Source organism: Cytophagales bacterium (assembly GCA_033344775.1).
GTDB lineage: Bacteria > Bacteroidota > Bacteroidia > Cytophagales > Cyclobacteriaceae > JAWPMT01.
In genome coordinates, this window is sequence record JAWPMT010000002.1 from 201266 (window position 1) to 221509 (window position 20244).

At 46.3% G+C, this 20244-nt stretch carries 1 protein-coding gene (running past one end of the window); it reads left to right on the forward strand.

Going from position 1 to position 20244, the window contains the following annotated elements:
- A protein-coding gene (locus tag R8G66_05595) for a DUF4347 domain-containing protein (protein MDW3191812.1) crosses the window boundary here: on the forward strand, positions 1–20244 show its 5' portion. It continues 7530 nt past the right edge of the window; 20244 of the gene's 27774 nt are visible here — the first part of the coding sequence; it begins with the start codon at positions 1–3; its stop codon lies beyond the right edge, outside the window.

Sequence of the window (20244 nt, forward strand, 5' to 3'; positions counted from 1 at the left end):
ATGCACAACAGTATATTTAAAAACCTAAAGGTAGCCTGCCTTCAGGTGGCATTAACAGCCTCCTTGTCGGTTATTGGAGGACCTTCGTCCTACTACCGGACCCGAAGAGGAGGTTATACCGGGAATAAGCAATATTTGGCTGATCCAGGATTAACTCCGTTTTCAAGTATCAATTTCTATGACGTGCATAAGGCAACAGGCGCTGTTGGAGGAATGGACGCGGAAGTTGATCTGGATTTTCATTTCGAAAAAGGGCAGAAGATCAAAGAGCTCCTGATCGTGGATGCAGCTGTCCAGAATAAGTCGATTTTTCTTTCACAGGATCGACCAGGTGTAGATATTATCGAAATCGAATCGGGTAAAAGCGGTATTGTGCAGCTGCTGGCTACCTTGACAAGGTATCGTAATCTGGAAGCGGTCCATGTGATCTCTCATGCTACTTCTGGTAAGTTACAATTAGGGAATGACATCATTGATGCCAAAACCTTTGAAGAAAATGTAAGTGCGTTGGCGGCATTGAATGGAGCAATTAAATCTGGTGGAGACTTATTGTTCTATGGATGCGAACTTGCCAAGGGTGTTGAAGGTCAGCGATTCCTGGAAGTAGTGAAGGGCGATTATGATTTTGATATTGCCGCTTCAAACGACATCACAGGAAATGATGCGGATAAAGCTAATTGGGATCTGGAAATTCAAACTGGAGACATTGAAGCTACGCCACTGCCAGAGTCAATTGCATTAAAAGATTTCACAGGAACTTTGCAGTTTTCCGGTACGCTTGATTTTAGCGAAGTTTCAGTTTTAGGTGCGCTTGGTGGTGCTGCTTCTACCGATGCAGAATTTTTAGGTGGTGCGTCAGCCCCAGAATCAAACTACACATTGGTAGCTGATGGTACTACAGCCAGTACTTATGCGTACACTTTGATAGGGCCAATGGCTCCTCGAATTTCAAGTACAACGGTAGTAAACTCGAGCACCAATGAAACGAATATCCGCTTGAGATTTGATGACAATGCGGCTTTTACACCGACCAGTCTTTCAATTGGTAATTACTCATCGACGAGAACATTTACAGTCAGCAGTAGCCTTGGGGTTATAGCCACATCTTCGGTCACCCAGAACTATGCTAATGTGGTGCCATTGTCCACCAATAATTCGAACATCACCTATCTCGATATCTACGTGAGTGATGGGATGGGAGGCAAGTCAGCCACCTATTTTGTGTTGACCGATCTGGTTGTCTCAGCCGCAGCAAGTAATAATGCACCGGTGCTATCGGGTACAGCCTCCATGTCAAATGTGACCGAAGATGATGCTGATCCTACAGGTAATACCGTAGCCTCTATTCTGGCTGATGGAAGTATTACACTGACTGATGCAGATGCCAGTGCCGATGAAGGAATCGCAGTGACTGGAACCACTACGACAAATGGAGCCTGGGAATATTCTACCAATTCAGGGACAAGCTGGACGAGTTTTGGTAGTGTTTCCGATGCAAGTGCAGTCATCTTAAATGATGATGCAGCGAACATGATTCGTTTTGTGCCCAATTCAAATTATAATGGTGGCTCTGGTAACCTAACCTTCCGCGCCTGGGATGAAACCTCTGGAACTTCAGGGTCCACAGGAGTAGATGTCTCAACGAATGGAGGATCAGAACCCTACAGTTCAGGAACGGCGACCGTGAGCCTGACAGTTGATGCGGAGAACGATGCGCCTACACTCTCAGGAACAGCGACTATGTCTAATGTCACTGAAGATGATGCTGATCCCACAGGAAATACGGTAGCGTCAATATTAGCTGATGGAAGTATCACATTAGGGGATGTTGATGCCAGTGCCGATGAAGGAATCGCGGTAACAGGAACAACAACAACGAACGGAACCTGGGAATATTCTACGAATTCAGGAACGAGCTGGACAAGCTTCGGTGCGGTATCGGATGCCAGTGCGGTATTATTGAACGATGATGCAGCCAACATGATTCGCTTTGTTCCCAATTCAAATTATAATGGTGGCTCAGGTAACTTAACCTTCCGAGCGTGGGATGAAACTACAGGAAGTTCAGGATCTACAGGAGTGGATGTTTCCACCAATGGAACCACAACCGCCTTTAGTACAGGCACAGCGACCGCTAGTTTAACAGTTGATGCGGAAAACGATGCACCGACACTTTCGGGAACAGCGACTATGTCCAACGTGACGGAAGATGATGCGGATCCTACCGGAAATACAGTGGCTTCTATTTTGGCTGACGGAAGTATCACGCTTGCTGACGTAGATGCCAGTGCCGATGAAGGAATCGCAGTGACAGGAACTACAACCACGAACGGAACCTGGGAATATTCTACGAATTCAGGAACGAGCTGGACAAGCTTCGGTGCGGTATCGGATGCCAGTGCGGTATTATTGAACGATGATGCAGCCAACATGATTCGCTTTGTTCCCAATTCAAATTATAATGGTGGCTCAGGTAACTTAACCTTCCGAGCGTGGGATGAAACTACAGGAAGTTCAGGATCTACAGGGGTGGATGTTTCCACCAATGGAACCACAACCGCCTTTAGTACAGGCACAGCGACCGCTAGTTTAACAGTTGATGCGGAAAACGATGCACCGACACTTTCCGGAACAGCGACTATGTCCAATGTGACGGAAGATGATGCGGATCCTACCGGAAATACAGTGGCTTCTATTTTGGCTGACGGAAGTATCACGCTTGCTGACGTAGATGCCAGTGCCGATGAAGGAATCGCAGTGACAGGAACTACAACCACGAACGGAACCTGGGAATATTCTACGAATTCAGGAACGAGCTGGACAAGCTTCGGTGCGGTATCGGATGCCAGTGCGGTATTATTGAACGATGATGCAGCCAACATGATTCGCTTTGTTCCCAATTCAAATTATAATGGTGGCTCAGGTAACTTAACCTTCCGAGCGTGGGATGAAACTACAGGAAGTTCAGGATCTACAGGAGTGGATGTTTCCACCAATGGAACCACAACCGCCTTTAGTACAGGCACAGCGACCGCTAGTTTAACAGTTGATGCGGAAAACGATGCACCGACACTTTCCGGAACAGCGACTATGTCCAATGTGACGGAAGATGATGCGGATCCTACCGGAAATACAGTGGCTTCTATTTTGGCTGACGGAAGTATCACGCTTGCTGACGTAGATGCCAGTGCCGATGAAGGAATCGCAGTGACAGGAACTACAACCACGAACGGAACCTGGGAATATTCTACGAATTCAGGAACGAGCTGGACAAGCTTCGGTGCGGTATCGGATGCCAGTGCGGTATTATTGAACGATGATGCAGCCAACATGATTCGCTTTGTTCCCAATTCAAATTATAATGGTGGCTCAGGTAACTTAACCTTCCGAGCGTGGGATGAAACTACAGGAAGTTCAGGATCTACAGGAGTGGATGTTTCCACCAATGGAACCACAACCGCCTTTAGTACAGGCACAGCGACCGCTAGTTTAACAGTAGATGCAGCGAACGATGCACCGACGCTTTCAGGAACGGCTACTATGTCCGATGTGACAGAGGATGATACTGATCCCGCTGGAAATACGGTGGCCTCTATTTTGGCTGATGGAAGTATCACCCTGGCAGATGTTGATGCGAGTGCGGATGAGGGTCTTGCTGTAATTGGTACCACTACTACAAATGGGACCTGGGAATATTCCACTAATACTGGAGGAACCTGGGCTAGCATCGGTGCTGTAACCAATACTAGTGCCTTGCTGTTGTCCGATGATCCGGCGAATCTTATCCGGTTTGTACCTAATGCATCGTATACTGGAACTTCAGGTAATTTGACCTTCCGTGCCTGGGATGAAACCACCGGGGCATCTGGCTCAACCGGAGTAGATGTCTCAACTAATGGAACAACTACAGCATTTAGTTCAGGAACGGCCACGGTAAGTCTTGATGTCGTTGCTGCTGCTAATAATGCGCCTGTGCTATCAGGTACAGCAACTATGTCTAATGTCACTGAAGATGACGCTGATCCTTCCGGTAATACAATAGCATCAATCCTTGCGGATGGAAGTATTACGCTGACGGATGCAGATGCCAGTGCCGATGAAGGAATCGCAGTGACAGGAACTACAACCACGAACGGAACCTGGGAATATTCTACGAATTCAGGAACGAGCTGGACAAGCTTCGGTGCGGTATCGGATGCCAGTGCGGTATTATTGAACGATGACGCAGCCAACATGATTCGCTTTGTTCCCAATTCAAATTATAATGGTGGCTCTGGTAACTTAACCTTCCGCGCCTGGGATGAAACCTCTGGAACTTCAGGGTCCACAGGAGTAGATGTCTCAACGAATGGAGGATCAGAACCCTACAGTTCAGGAACGGCGACCGTGAGCCTGACAGTTGATGCGGAGAACGATGCGCCTACACTTTCCGGAACAGCGACTATGTCTAATGTCACTGAAGATGATGCTGATCCCACAGGAAATACGGTAGCGTCAATATTAGCTGATGGAAGTATCACATTAGGGGATGTTGATGCCAGTGCCGATGAAGGAATCGCGGTAACAGGAACAACAACAACGAACGGAACCTGGGAATATTCTACGAATTCAGGAACGAGCTGGACAAGCTTCGGTGCGGTATCGGATGCCAGTGCGGTATTATTGAACGATGATGCAGCCAACATGATTCGCTTTGTTCCCAATTCAAATTATAATGGTGGCTCAGGTAACTTAACCTTCCGAGCGTGGGATGAAACTACAGGAAGTTCAGGATCTACAGGAGTGGATGTTTCCACCAATGGAACCACAACCGCCTTTAGTACAGGCACAGCGACCGCTAGTTTAACAGTTGATGCGGAAAACGATGCACCGACACTTTCGGGAACAGCGACTATGTCCAATGTGACGGAAGATGATGCGGATCCTACCGGAAATACAGTGGCTTCTATTTTGGCTGACGGAAGTATCACGCTTGCTGACGTAGATGCCAGTGCCGATGAAGGAATCGCAGTGACAGGAACTACAACCACGAACGGAACCTGGGAATATTCTACGAATTCAGGAACGAGCTGGACAAGCTTCGGTGCGGTATCGGATGCCAGTGCGGTATTATTGAACGATGATGCAGCCAACATGATTCGCTTTGTTCCCAATTCAAATTATAATGGTGGCTCAGGTAACTTAACCTTCCGAGCGTGGGATGAAACTACAGGAAGTTCAGGATCTACAGGAGTGGATGTTTCCACCAATGGAACCACAACCGCCTTTAGTACAGGCACAGCGACCGCTAGTTTGACAGTTGATGCGGAAAACGATGCACCGACACTTTCCGGAACAGCGACCATGTCGAATGTGACAGAGGATGACACTGATCCCGCTGGAAATACAGTAGCTTCAATTATAGCCGATGGAAGCATCACGATTGCTGACGTAGATGCCAGTGCCGATGAAGGAATCGCAGTGACAGGAACTACAACCACGAACGGAACCTGGGAATATTCTACGAATTCAGGAACGAGCTGGACAAGCTTCGGTGCGGTATCGGATGCCAGTGCGGTATTATTGAACGATGACGCAGCCAACATGATTCGCTTTGTTCCCAATTCAAATTATAATGGTGGCTCAGGTAACTTAACCTTCCGAGCGTGGGATGAAACTACAGGAAGTTCAGGATCTACAGGAGTGGATGTTTCCACCAATGGAACCACAACCGCCTTTAGTACAGGCACAGCGACCGCTAGTTTAACAGTTGATGCGGAAAACGATGCACCGACACTTTCCGGAACAGCGACTATGTCCAATGTGACGGAAGATGATGCGGATCCCGCTGGAAATACAGTGGCTTCTATTTTGGCTGACGGAAGTATCACGCTTGCTGACGTAGATGCCAGTGCCGATGAAGGAATCGCGGTAACAGGAACTACAACCACGAACGGAACCTGGGAATATTCTACGAATTCAGGAACGAGCTGGACAAGCTTCGGTGCGGTATCGGATGCCAGTGCGGTATTATTGAACGATGACGCAGCCAACATGATTCGCTTTGTTCCCAATTCAAATTATAATGGTGGCTCAGGTAACTTAACCTTACGAGCGTGGGATGAAACTACAGGAAGTTCAGGATCTACAGGGGTGGATGTTTCCACCAATGGAACCACAACCGCCTTTAGTACAGGCACAGCGACCGCTAGTTTAACAGTTGATGCGGAAAACGATGCACCGACACTTTCGGGAACAGCGACCATGTCGAATGTGACAGAGGATGACACTGATCCCGCTGGAAATACAGTAGCTTCAATTATAGCCGATGGAAGTATCACGCTTGCTGACGTAGATGCCAGTGCCGATGAAGGAATCGCAGTGACAGGAACTACAACCACGAACGGAACCTGGGAATATTCTACGAATTCAGGAACGAGCTGGACAAGCTTCGGTGCGGTATCGGATGCCAGTGCGGTATTATTGAACGATGATGCAGCCAACATGATTCGCTTTGTTCCCAATTCAAATTATAATGGTGGCTCAGGTAACTTAACCTTCCGAGCGTGGGATGAAACTACAGGAAGTTCAGGATCTACAGGGGTGGATGTTTCCACCAATGGAACCACAACCGCCTTTAGTACAGGCACAGCGACCGCTAGTTTGACAGTTGATGCGGCGAATGATGCGCCCACACTTTCCGGAACAGCGACTATGTCCAATGTGACGGAAGATGATGCGGATCCTGCCGGAAATACTGTCGCTTCAATTTTGGCTGATGGAAGCATCACCCTTGCTGACGTAGATGCCAGTGCAGATGAAGGAATCGCTGTAACAGGAACAACAACTACGAACGGAACCTGGGAATATTCTACCAATTCAGGAGCGAGCTGGACAAGTTTCGGTGCGGTATCAGATGCAAGTGCGGTGTTGCTTAACGATGATGCAGCCAACATGATCCGATTTGTACCTAATTCAAATTATAATGGTGGCTCAGGTAATTTGACCTTCCGTGCCTGGGATGAAACTACAGGAAGTTCGGGATCTACAGGGGTGGATGTTTCCACCAATGGAACCACAACAGCCTTTAGTTCAGGAACTGCTACTGCCAGCTTAACAGTTGATGCAGCTAATGATGAACCTACTTTTACTGCGACGGGTGCCACACCTACCTGGTCTGAAGGTTTTGGCGCGGTAAGTCTTTTTAGCGCTTCTGATGTGAATACCATCGAAGGAGATAATGTTGCCGGATTTGTCATTACCGTCACTAATGTGACAGATGGAACCAGTGGTTCAGATGAAGAGTTGAACATAGATGGTACAGCAATAGCCCTTAATTCCAACGCCGGCTCGACCAGTAATTACAACTTCAGTGTAAGTAACCCTGGAGGTACAGCTACGATTACCTTCAGTGCTGGTATGGAGACAGAAACATCATTTGAATCTATCATAGATGGAATGACCTATGATAATAATTCAGGTTCACCAACTGCGGCTAATCGTGTCGTCACTATTACTACTGTTACAGACGATGGAGCAACAGGAGGCGATGATGACAATGAAGTGACAGGTCTTTCAGTGGCTGCAACTGTTAATGTTGTAGCAAAAGATACAGATTCAAGTATTGCCAACCTGGGAGGGGAAACGGATGACATTGATTATACTAGCTTCACTGGAACATCGGGTTCTTTAACCACTTCAAATGCGGTTTCTGTTTTCCGTTTCTCTGTTGCAGATGCGGCTACAGCGGATCCACTTGGAACAACCATAACAGATTTGGTCCTTGATGTTACGTCGGGTACCGAAGGCAATCTAAAAGCCCTCGGTATCTATGATGAAACTGCAATGAGTTTCATATTCGAGACTGGGACAATCACTGGAAGCAATAATATTTCTTTGACCACAGACATTGATGTGGCTAGTGGAGGAACTGAGAATTACACCATTTATGTCTCCTTTGAGAATACTGTTGTTGATAATGATCAATACGTGTTCGATTTAACAGGTGTGACCACAGCGACTTCTGGTAGTTCTGGCGTTACTTTTTCAGGAACAAATTCAGCTAGTTCAGGAAGAGAAAATACAGTAGTAGTAGGAGGTACTGCTCTTGTAATCACCTCGGAACCTACAGGAGGTACAGGAACAGCAGCGACATTTTCTATCGTTGCTCAAGTGGAAGATGCAAACGGAAACGTTGATACTGATTTCGATGAACTCGCTGATATCACGATTCATTCAGGACCTGGTGGAGCTGCTTTTGATGGAGCTTCCACAACCAATATTTCTCCAAGTTCTGGTGTTTTTACCTTCTCAGGTTTAAGTGTAAATAACGGAGGTGATTACGAATTTGATATTGATACTGATGGTTCAGACAATACTGTGACAATTGCTGGTTTTACTTATGCGACGCCTTTATCAGTAAGATCTAGCGTTATCTCAGCGTCAGATGCGGGATCAGATGTCATTGAAAATGCTTCATTTGATTATCCGGAATATGTAGAATACTTGAGTTACCAAGATGGTGACGGGGAAATTGATGGAGATGCAACGGAGATTGTTCTAGGGCAATTTGATATCCGGGATGGAGGAGAGTCCGGTGATAGTGATACGAAAGTGACACGAATGCAGGACTTTGAAGTTACTGTAACTTCCGGTGCTAATAACCTCGATCGTGTGGCATTATATACCGTTACTGCGACAGATGGTAGTGATATTACTGCTGGTACAAAAGTTGGTGAATTCGACGTTTCTACAGCATCTAACATCTTGACCTTTGACCTTGACAAATCTACGCTTAATGGAACCTTTGGGCTCAACGAAGATTTCGACATTCCAGATGATGGCTTTGTGACGGTTGAACTTAGGGCTTCTTTCAACTCGGCGCCAGCTGATATTACTGATCAGGAGCAAATCACATTCACAGTGACTTCAACAACTGCCGATACAGGTGGAGGTAGATCGGGCTTTGCTCTTGCTGATGGTACACCAGTAGCAGGAACATCCTCAGGAATAACCCCGGCAACGACCGTAAAACAAACCGGTGATAACCTAGTGGAGGTAGTTGGAGATAGAATCATTGTAACCAATGATGCGGCGGTTGTTTCCGGATCTCCATATGAAAGAGATACGGACAATATTGGTATCACATTGGAAGCTCAGGATGTTAATGGAAATCTTGATTTGGATGAAGGATCCGATCTGGTCATTACCGGCCCTACGGATTTCGATGGGGCTAGTACAACAACGGAAGTGGTAACGCTCGTGAACGGAACAGTAACCACTTCTTTCACTGTATTCTCGGAAGAAACTAGTGTGGTATTCAGTATCGCTGATAATGATGCGAATACCGGTAGCCGTACAGGAGCTACCACCCTCAGCACAGGTGATGCAACTAGCGCTGTAGTAATTGACGATACCACGGCACCAACCATCGATGACACCATGGCTGACCTCTCTCCACAGGATGGTCAAACAGGAGTTGTGGTGACTACCGGTACATTTACAATGACCTTCGATGAAGATGTGGTAGTAGGTACAGGTGATATCAATATCGTATTAGACGTATTTCCTCCTGAATTGATCACCATTGATGTCGGAGATGTTTCCGTGCTCAATAATGTTGCTACGATTACCTTACCTTCTTTATTGAAAGGGTCAGGTAGCTATTATGTAACAGTAGATGCTGGAGCTTTCACCGATGCACCTAATAATGCAGCCCCACTGGATTTTGCAGGCTTTACCACGGATACGGATTGGACATTTGTAACTGCTACGGATAACATAGATCCAACCTTGACCATTACCAGAGAAGACCCGGCTACAGGGACATCAGATGGTACTAATTCAGGAACAGTCGTATTTAACCTGGAGTTCTCAGAGGAAATTGATGATGCTACCTTCGATGAAACGGATATAGACATTACCCTAACAGGTACCACTATTGGAGCTGTGGGTACATCTCAGACAGCCGATCTTTATGTCGCTAATGGGAATGATACCGAACTAGTGAATTCCGGTGACGATATGAACTTCACTTTCACCATTAATAACATAGATGGAGACGGAACCATTGGTATAGAAGTAGGCCCCAACATTGATGACCTGGCAGCAATACCTAATTCATTGGCTGCGAGTGTCACTTCCGCAGATTTTACCATAGACAACACAGCGAGTGGTTTTGATGCGATCACCATTACTTCCGATTACAGCACTAATACCTTGGCCAATACCGGCAATGTCATTACGCTTATTTTGGATTTCGATGAAGATCAGGATGTAGCCCCGACAGTAGATTTTGCTTCCGGTGGAGATGTCGTCAACTCGGGTACAGTTACCGCAGTGGAAACCAATGCGGGTACATTCGAATGGACGGCTACTTATACGGTTGACGCCCTGGATACTGATGGAGTAGTGACTTACGATATTAATTTCACAGATGCTGCTGAAAATGCCGGTTCAACCGACGAAACGAATGGCGCTGTAAGTGGTTCAGTAACCGTTGATCGTACGGCACCTACCATAGAACGACTTGAAATCTTCAGTGACAATGCCACCAATAATGATCGAGGCATTACGGGTAATACAATAACCATTGAAGTGGAATTTAATGAAGATGCGGTTCCAGGGTTTACCAACATAGAAAGCGGCGGAGCTGCTTTTGCTGACCCAGGCCCGACTATCATGGAAATTGACGCTGTAAATGACATTTGGCAGTTTACCTACGTTGTAGATGCTGGTGATACTGATGGACCTTTGACCTTTGATCTGAATTTCGACGATACGGCAGGTAACTCTGGTGCCGCAGCAACCGAAACTGATGTTACCGATGCCAGTTCGATGACCATTGACAACACCACGCCAAATGCTCCTACGGTTACAATAGCTTCAGACAATGCGGATAACCTGCATGCTACTACAGGTAATGTTGTAACGATCACATTGGACTTTGATGAAGACATCTCAGCAGTAAGTCTCCTTCCAGCTAACTTACAAAGTGGGGGCGTAATGACGGCTAATGCTGCGGTGGTGACTGAAACAGATGCTGCGCAGGACATTTGGACTGCAGTTTATTCCGTGGATGCAGGCGATACCGAAGGTGATGTTACCTTCTCCATCACATTTGATGATGCTGCGGGCAATTCCGAAGGTGCAGCCATTACGGAGGCAGACTTGCCAGGAAATTCTGTGGAGGTTGATCTTACTGCGCCGACTTTGGAAGCACTGTCTATTGCTTCTAATAATGGAACAGATGCTTCACATGCCATAATCGGTAATACAGTCACCTTAACCATGGATTTTGACGATGATCTTTCTGCAAATCCTACGGTCGCTTTCACTAGCAATGGTGGTGCAATCAATAATACGGTGACGGTAATGGAAACAGATGCGGTCAATGATATTTGGACGGCTACCTACACAGTATCAGCGCTTGATAATGAAGGTCAGGTCGACTTCACCTTAGATTTCAACGATGATGCAGGATTAGCAGGTACTACTGCAGATAATACTGATCTTGATGGAGGTGGAGCTTCGCAAACTGTGGAAGTTGATAATACTGCTCCGACGATTGAACGACTGGAAATTGTCAGTGACAATTCAACTAATAATGATCGAGGCATTACGGGAAATACTGTAACCATTGAGGTAGAATTTAATGAAGATGCCGTTCCAAGTTTCACCAACGTTGAAAGTGGAGGTGTGGCATTCGCCGATCCAGGACCTACGATTATGGAAACCGACGCAGTAAATGATATATGGCAATTTACATACGTGGTAAATGCAGGTGATACAGACGGAGCAGTGACCTTTGATCTGAATTTTACAGATGAGGCTGGCAATGCAGGTGCTGCGGCAACCGAAACTAATGTTACCGATGCCAGTTCGATGACCATTGATAATACCACACCAAATGCACCTACGGTTACAATAGCTTCAGACAATGCAGATAACCTACATGCTACTTCAGGTAATGTAGTAACGATCACCCTGGACTTTGATGAAGACATGGAGGCCGTAAATCTCCTTCCAGCTAACTTACAAAGTGGGGGCGTAATGACGGCTAATGCTGCGGTGGTGACTGAAACGGATGCTGCGCAGGACATTTGGGCTGCAGTTTATACCGTGGATGCAGGCGATACCGAAGGTGATGTCACCTTCTCCTTCACATTTGATGATGCTGCGGGCAATTCCGAAGGTGCAGCCATTACGGAGGCAGACTTGCCAGGAAATTCTGTGGAGGTTGATCTTACTGCGCCGACTTTGGAAGCACTGTCTATTACTTCAAATAATGGTACAGATGCCTCACATGCCAGAACTGGTAATACAGTGACCTTGACCATGGATTTTGATGATGATCTTTCTGCAGATCCTGTGGTCTCCTTTACCAGTAATGGTGGTGCCGTAAATAACTCCGTTACAGTGATGGAAACAGATGCGGTGAATGACATTTGGACTGCTACCTACACGGTATCGGCTCTTGATAATGACGGTCAGGTTAATTTCACTTTAGATTTCGATGATGATACTGGGATAGGTGGAACCACTGCAGATAATACTGATCTTGATGGGGGTGGAGCCTCTCAAACTGTGGAAATTGATAATACGGCACCGACTATTGAAGCTTTAGTCATTTCATCTACTAATGGCACGAATAATCAATATGGGATAACAGGTAATACCGTAACCATTCAGGTGGATTTTGATGATGACCTAAGCGCAACACCTGTGTTCAGCAACGTACAAAGTGGGGGAGTTGCGATCAACGATGCATCACCATCTACTACAGAGACGGATGCGGTCAATGATATCTGGCAATTTACATATGTCGTGAACGCTGGAGATACAGATGGAGCCTTAACATTTGATATTGATTTTACGGATGACTCAGGTAATGCAGGAACTACTGCATCAGAGACTGATGTGACCAATTCCAGTAGCATGACCATTGACAATTTGGCACCAACTGTGGTCGTTACTGATGATCATCAGGATCCAGATGACGCAAATGACGATACCTTTAAACAGGGCGATGTGGTTACCATCACAGCTACGTTCACTGAGAGTAGTGGTTTGAATGGAACTCCAACAATTGTGATTGGTTCAAGTGTTGGCTCCACTGCCATGTCTGCCACGGCCGACGCGCTTGTTTGGACTTACGATTGGACGGTACCTTCTGGAGACGATGCGAGTGAGTTGGTGACGATATCTGTAATAGATGCAGCTGGAAATTCGATTGGAACGCAGACCAATACCAACGCCGGTGATTATGAAATTGATAATACTGCACCAAATGCCGGAGCGACGGTTCATATTGAATCTAATAATGCGGTAAGTACTGCGGGCGCTTCTGTTGGTGATGATGTGATCCTGAGCTTTACTTCGTCCGAGACCCTTTCAGGTAATCCAATGGTTGTATTCCAAAGTGATGGAGCCAATGTTCAAAACACTACATCTTATAGTAACCCATCTGGAAACGATTGGGAAGCGAGATATGAGGTGGATGTCGCTGACCAGTCTGGAACAATTTCAATTACCCTTGACTTCACGGATGTTGCAGGAAATACCGCGACTCAGGTGGTAGCTACGGGTGATGCCAGTACGGTAACAGTAGATAGTAATGTACCAACTATTTCTTCTATAGACATCACACCTACTTTAGGCTCAACCTCCAACACTGGGGATAATACAGCCCTGTTTGTAATCACTTTCTCCGAAGGTGTTGGGCAATTCAATTATGATGTAGGAGTTGATGTAACAGATATTACGATAAACACTTCCGGGGTGACTTTTGGTGCAACCATTGATCCGGTCCTTGCTGACCAGGGTGCTGGAGTATGGCACTTTACCATTAGTGAAATTGTTGGAGATGGTACTCTATCCATTGATGTGAACAATAATGGAACCTCTCCAATCATTGATGCTTCAGGTAATTCACTTCCTGGTGCAGCTGGAGTAGAGGCTTCTTCAACTACGGTAACGTTTGATCAAACCGATCCAAGCCTGTCACCTGTATCCTTGAGTACCAATAACAGCACGGATAATCAACACGCTACGGCTGGAGATATCGTAACCTTGTCTTTTACTTCAGATGATGCTTTGTCTACCACACCAACAGTTAATATGTTCATCAACGGTACCGGTGTTGTCGGTACGGTATCGGTGAATGACCTGGGTAGTAACATGTATTCTGCGACTTACGCGATCGACGGTACAGGAACCATGGTAGGTACGGATGTTGACGATCAAGGAGCCTTGACCTTTACGATAGATTTTACTGACGATGCTGGAAATGCCGGTACACAGGTAACTAGTTCAACGGATGCGACTTCTGTTGAAGTTGATTTTACTGTGCCAACATTTACTACAGTCACACTGATTAGTGATAATGGTACCGACAATCAACACGCAACAGGTGGTAATACGATACTTTTAGATGTTGTTGCGTCAGACGTACTAAGCGCACTACCCGAAGTAGTATTGAGGAGTGGCGGACTGAATTTTGTAGGCTCCATAACGGTAGCTCATGATAACCCTGGCGCCCCAGATTTCCAGAATTTCAATATCACCTATACAGTGGATGGAACAGGGGTTACTGGCGGAGTAGATAAAGATGCAGATGGAGATGTGACCTTCTTTATCGATTTTGAGGACGATGCGGGAAATGTAGGAACACAAGTGACTAGTACCACTAATGGAAGCGTTATGGAGGTTGACGTGACTGCTCCAACTTTGTCAGGCGTTACGTTAGTCAGTAGCCAAACTGCATCGGAAGACTTTGCAGATGCCAACCATGGTACCACTGGTAACCTGATCACCTTATCTTTCACTGCAGACGATGATCTCAGTGCGACACCATCAGTGGATTTTGAAATAGGAGGAACGATGGTTACACCAACTGTGAACACAGGATCGGCACCTAATTATACTGCGACTTATACCTTGTTAGGTACTGAGAACAATGGAACGATTGAATATACCATAGACTTTACGGATGATGCGGGCAATGCTGGTGCGACCATCAATACGGTTACATCTTTGGAAGCGGATTTCATAGCTCCTACGTTATCGACGGTTAGCCTAACTACTGACAATAGTACAGATAATCAACATGCCACAACCGGAGATGAGATCACACTTGCATTCACTGCTGATGACGACTTGAGTGCCACACCGGGTGTGACCATGTCGATAGGAGGAACAGGAGTAACCCCTACGTTGAATGATCTGGGAAGCAATAACTACAGTGCGACCTATACCATCCTAGGTTCAGAGAATGAAGGTGCAGTAACGTTTACGATAGATTTCACTGATGATGCAGGGATTTCAGGAACGCAGGTTACGGCTACTACAGACGCTACTTCAGTAGAAGCGGATTTCAATGCACCGACATTGACAACAGTAAGCATAGCGAGTAGCCAGACGGCATCAGAGACTTTTGTAAATGCCAGCCACGCAGCAGATGGCAATACAGTGACCATCGACCTTGTTTCTTCCGATGTGCTGAGTGCGATACCAACGGTGACGGTACGAAGTGGAAACATTGATGTACAGGGACCTGTAACCGTGGCCCATGACAATCCAGGCGCCCCAGACTTCCAGAATTTCAATGTGACTTATGCAGTAGATGGGGTAGGGACTTCTGATGGTGTTGATAAGGATGCAGATGGAGATGTTACCTTCTTCATCAACTTTGTAGATGATGCTGGAATTGCGGGAACACAAGTTACTGCTACGACAGATGCTACGACGGTTGAAGTAGACAATACAGCTCCTACGCTTTCAGGAGTTACGCTAGTCAGTAGCCAGACGGCATCGGAAGACTTTGCAGATGCGAGTCATGGTACGACAGGTAACCTGATCACCTTAACTTTCATTGCTGATGATGATCTCAGTGCGACACCATCAGTAGATTTTGAAATAGGAGGAACGATGGTTTCACCAACTGTGAATACAGGGTCAGCACCTACTTACACTACTACCTATACTTTGGCAGGAACAGAGAACAATGGAGTAATAGAATACACCATAGACTTTACGGATGATGCAGGCAATGCTGGTGCGACCATCAATACGGTTACATCTTTGGAAGCGGATTTCATAGCTCCTACGTTATCGACGGTTAGTTTGAGTACAAACAATGGCACGGACAATCAACATGCGACGACAGGTGATGAGATTACTTTATCCTTCACGATGGACGATGATTTAAGTTCATCAGCAGCTTCCAACCCAGCTGTAACCATGTCGATAGGAGGAACAGGAGTTACCCCTACGTTGAATGATCTGGGAAGCAATAACTACAGTGCGACTTATACGCTGTTAGGTTCGGAGAATGAAGGTGCAGTAACGTTTACGATAGATTTCACTGATGATGCAGGTATTTCAGGAACGCAGGTTACGGCTACTACAGACGCAACTTCAGTAGAGGCAGATTTCAATGCACCGACATTGACAACAGTAAGCATAGCGAGTAGCCAGACGGCATCAGAGACTTTTGTAGATGCCAGTCACGCAGCGGATGGCAATACAGTAACCATCGACATTGTTTCTTCCGATGTACTGAGTGCGATACCATCGGTGACGGTACGAAGTGGAAACATTGATGTACAGGGACCTGTAACCGTGGCCCATGACAATCCAGGTGCCCCAGACTTCCAGAATTTCAATGTGACTTATGCAGTAGATGGGGTAGGGACTTCTGATGGTGTTGATAAGGATGCAGATGGAGATGTTACCTTCTTCATCAACTTTGTAGATGATGCTGGAATTGCGGGAACACAAGTTACTGCTACGACAGATGCTACTACGGTTGAAGTAGACAATACAGCTCCTACGCTTTCAGGAGTTACGCTAGTCAGTAGCCAGACGGCATCGGAAGACTTTGCAGATGCGAGTCATGGTACGACAGGTAACCTGATCACCTTATCTTTCACAGCAGATGATGATTTGAGTGTCGATCCGACAGTAGGGATAACCGTAGGAGGAACAGTCGTCACCCCAACCTTGAATACGGGATCTGCACCAGCTTATACGGCAACCTATACCTTAGCAGGTACTGAGAACAATGGAGCAATTGCCTATTCGATAAGCTTTACCGATGACGCAGGTAATGCTGGTGCGACCATCAATACGGTTACATCTTTGGAAGCGGATTTCATAGCTCCTACGTTATCGACGGTTAGTTTGAGTACCAACAACAGTACAGACAATCAACATGCAACGACAGGTGATGAGATTACTTTATCCTTCACGATGGACGATGATTTAAGTTCATCAGCAGCTTCGAATCCTGCAGTCACCATGTCCATAGGAGGTACCGGAGTAACCCCGACGATCAATGATTTAGGAAGTAACAATTACAGTGCGACTTATACCATTCTAGGTTCAGAGAACGAAGGGGCGGTAACGTTTACAATAGATTACATTGACGATGCAGGTATTTCAGGAACGCAGGTTACGGCTACTACAGATGCTACTTCAGTAGAGGCAGATTTCAATGCACCGACATTGACAACTGTGAGTATAGCCAGTAGCCAGACAGCATCAGAGACTTTTGTAGATGCCAGTCACGCAGCGGATGGCAATACAGTAACCATCGACATTGTTTCTTCCGATGTACTGAGTGCGATACCAACGGTGACGGTACGAAGTGGAAACATTGATGTACAGGGACCTGTAACCGTGGCCCATGACAATCCAGGCGCCCCAGACTTCCAGAATTTCAATGTGACTTATGCAGTAGATGGGGTAGGGACTTCTGATGGTGTTGATAAGGATGCAGATGGAGATGTTACCTTCTTCATCAACTTTGTAGATGATGCTGGAATTGCGGGAACACAAGTTACAGCTACGACAGATGCTACGACGGTTGAAGTAGACAATACAGCTCCTACGCTTTCAGGAGTTACGCTAGTCAGTAGCCAGACGGCATCGGAAGACTTTGCAGATGCGAGTCATGGTACGACAGGTAACCTGATCACCTTATCTTTCACAGCAGATGATGATTTGAGTGTCGATCCGACAGTAGGGATAACCGTAGGAGGAACAGTCGTCACCCCAACCTTGAATACAGGGTCAGCACCTACTTACACTGCTACCTATACTTTGGCAGGAACAGAGAACAATGGAGTAATAGAATACACCATAGACTTTACGGATGATGCAGGCAATGCTGGTGCGACCATCAATACGGTTACATCTTTGGAAGCGGATTTCATAGCTCCTACGTTATCGACGGTTAGTTTGAGTACAAACAATGGTACGGACAATCAACATGCGACGACAGGTGATGAGATTACTTTATCCTTCACGATGGACGATGATTTAAGTTCATCAGCAGCTTCCAACCCAGCTGTAACCATGTCGATAGGAGGAACAGGAGTTACCCCTACGTTGAATGATCTGGGAAGCAATAACTACAGTGCGACTTATACGCTGTTAGGTTCGGAGAATGAAGGTGCAGTAACGTTTACGATAGATTTCACTGATGATGCAGGTATTTCAGGAACGCAGGTTACGGCTACTACAGACGCAACTTCAGTAGAGGCAGATTTCAATGCACCGACATTGACAACTGTGAGTATAGCCAGTAGCCAGACAGCATCAGAGACTTTTGTAGATGCCAGTCACGCAGCGGATGGCAATACAGTAACCATCGACATTGTTTCTTCCGATGTACTGAGTGCGATACCATCGGTGACGGTACGAAGTGGAAACATTGATGTACAGGGACCTGTAACCGTGGCCCATGACAATCCAGGCGCCCCAGACTTCCAGAATTTCAATGTGACTTATGCAGTAGATGGGGTAGGGACTTCTGATGGTGTTGATAAGGATGCAGATGGAGATGTTACCTTCTTCATCAACTTTGTAGATGATGCTGGAATTGCGGGAACACAAGTTACTGCTACGACAGATGCTACTACGGTTGAAGTAGACAATACAGCTCCTACGCTTTCAGGAGTTACGCTAGTCAGTAGCCAGACGGCATCGGAAGACTTTGCAGATGCGAGTCATGGTACGACAGGTAACCTGATCACCTTATCTTTCACAGCAGATGATGATTTGAGTGTCGATCCGACAGTAGGGATAACCGTAGGAGGAACAGTCGTCACCCCAACCTTGAATACGGGATCTGCACCAGCTTATACGGCAACCTATACCTTAGCAGGTACTGAGAACAATGGAGCAATTGCCTATTCGATAAGCTTTACCGATGACGCAGGTAATGCTGGTGCGACCATCAATACGGTTACATCTTTGGAAGCGGATTTCATAGCTCCTACGTTATCGACGGTTAGTTTGAGTACAAACAATGGTACGGACAATCAACATGCGACGACAGGTGATGAGATTACTTTATCCTTCACGATGGACGATGATTTAAGTTCATCAGCAGCTTCGAATCCTGCAGTCACCATGTCCATAGGAGGTACCGGAGTAACACCGACGATCAATGATTTAGGAAGTAACAATTACAGTGCGACTTATACCATTCTAGGTTCAGAGAACGAAGGGGCGGTAACGTTTACAATAGATTACATTGACGATGCAGGTATTTCAGGAACGCAGGTTACGGCTACTACAGATGCTACTTCAGTAGAGGCAGATTTCAATGCACCGACATTGACAACTGTGAGTATAGCCAGTAGCCAGACAGCATCAGAGACTTTTGTAGATGCCAGTCACGCAGCGGATGGCAATACAGTAACCATTGACATTGTTTCTTCCGATGTACTGAGTGCGATACCATCGGTGACGGTACGAAGTGGAAACATTGATGTACAGGGACCTGTAACCGTGGCCCATGACAATCCAGGCGCCCCGGACTTCCAGAATTTCAATGTGACTTATGCAGTAGATGGGGTAGGGACTTCTGATGGTGTTGATAAGGATGCAGATGGAGATGTTACCTTCTTCATCAACTTTGTAGATGATGCTGGAATTGCGGGAACACAAGTTACAGCTACGACAGATGCTACGACGGTTGAAGTAGACAATACAGCTCCTACGCTTTCAGGAGTTACGCTAGTCAGTAGCCAGACGGCATCGGAAGACTTTGCAGATGCGAGTCATGGTACGACAGGTAACCTGATCACCTTATCTTTCACAGCAGATGATGATTTGAGTGTCGATCCGACAGTAGGGATAACCGTAGGAGGAACAGTCGTCACCCCAACCTTGAATACAGGGTCAGCACCTACTTACACTGCTACCTATACTTTGGCAGGAACAGAGAACAATGGAGTAATAGAATACACCATAGAC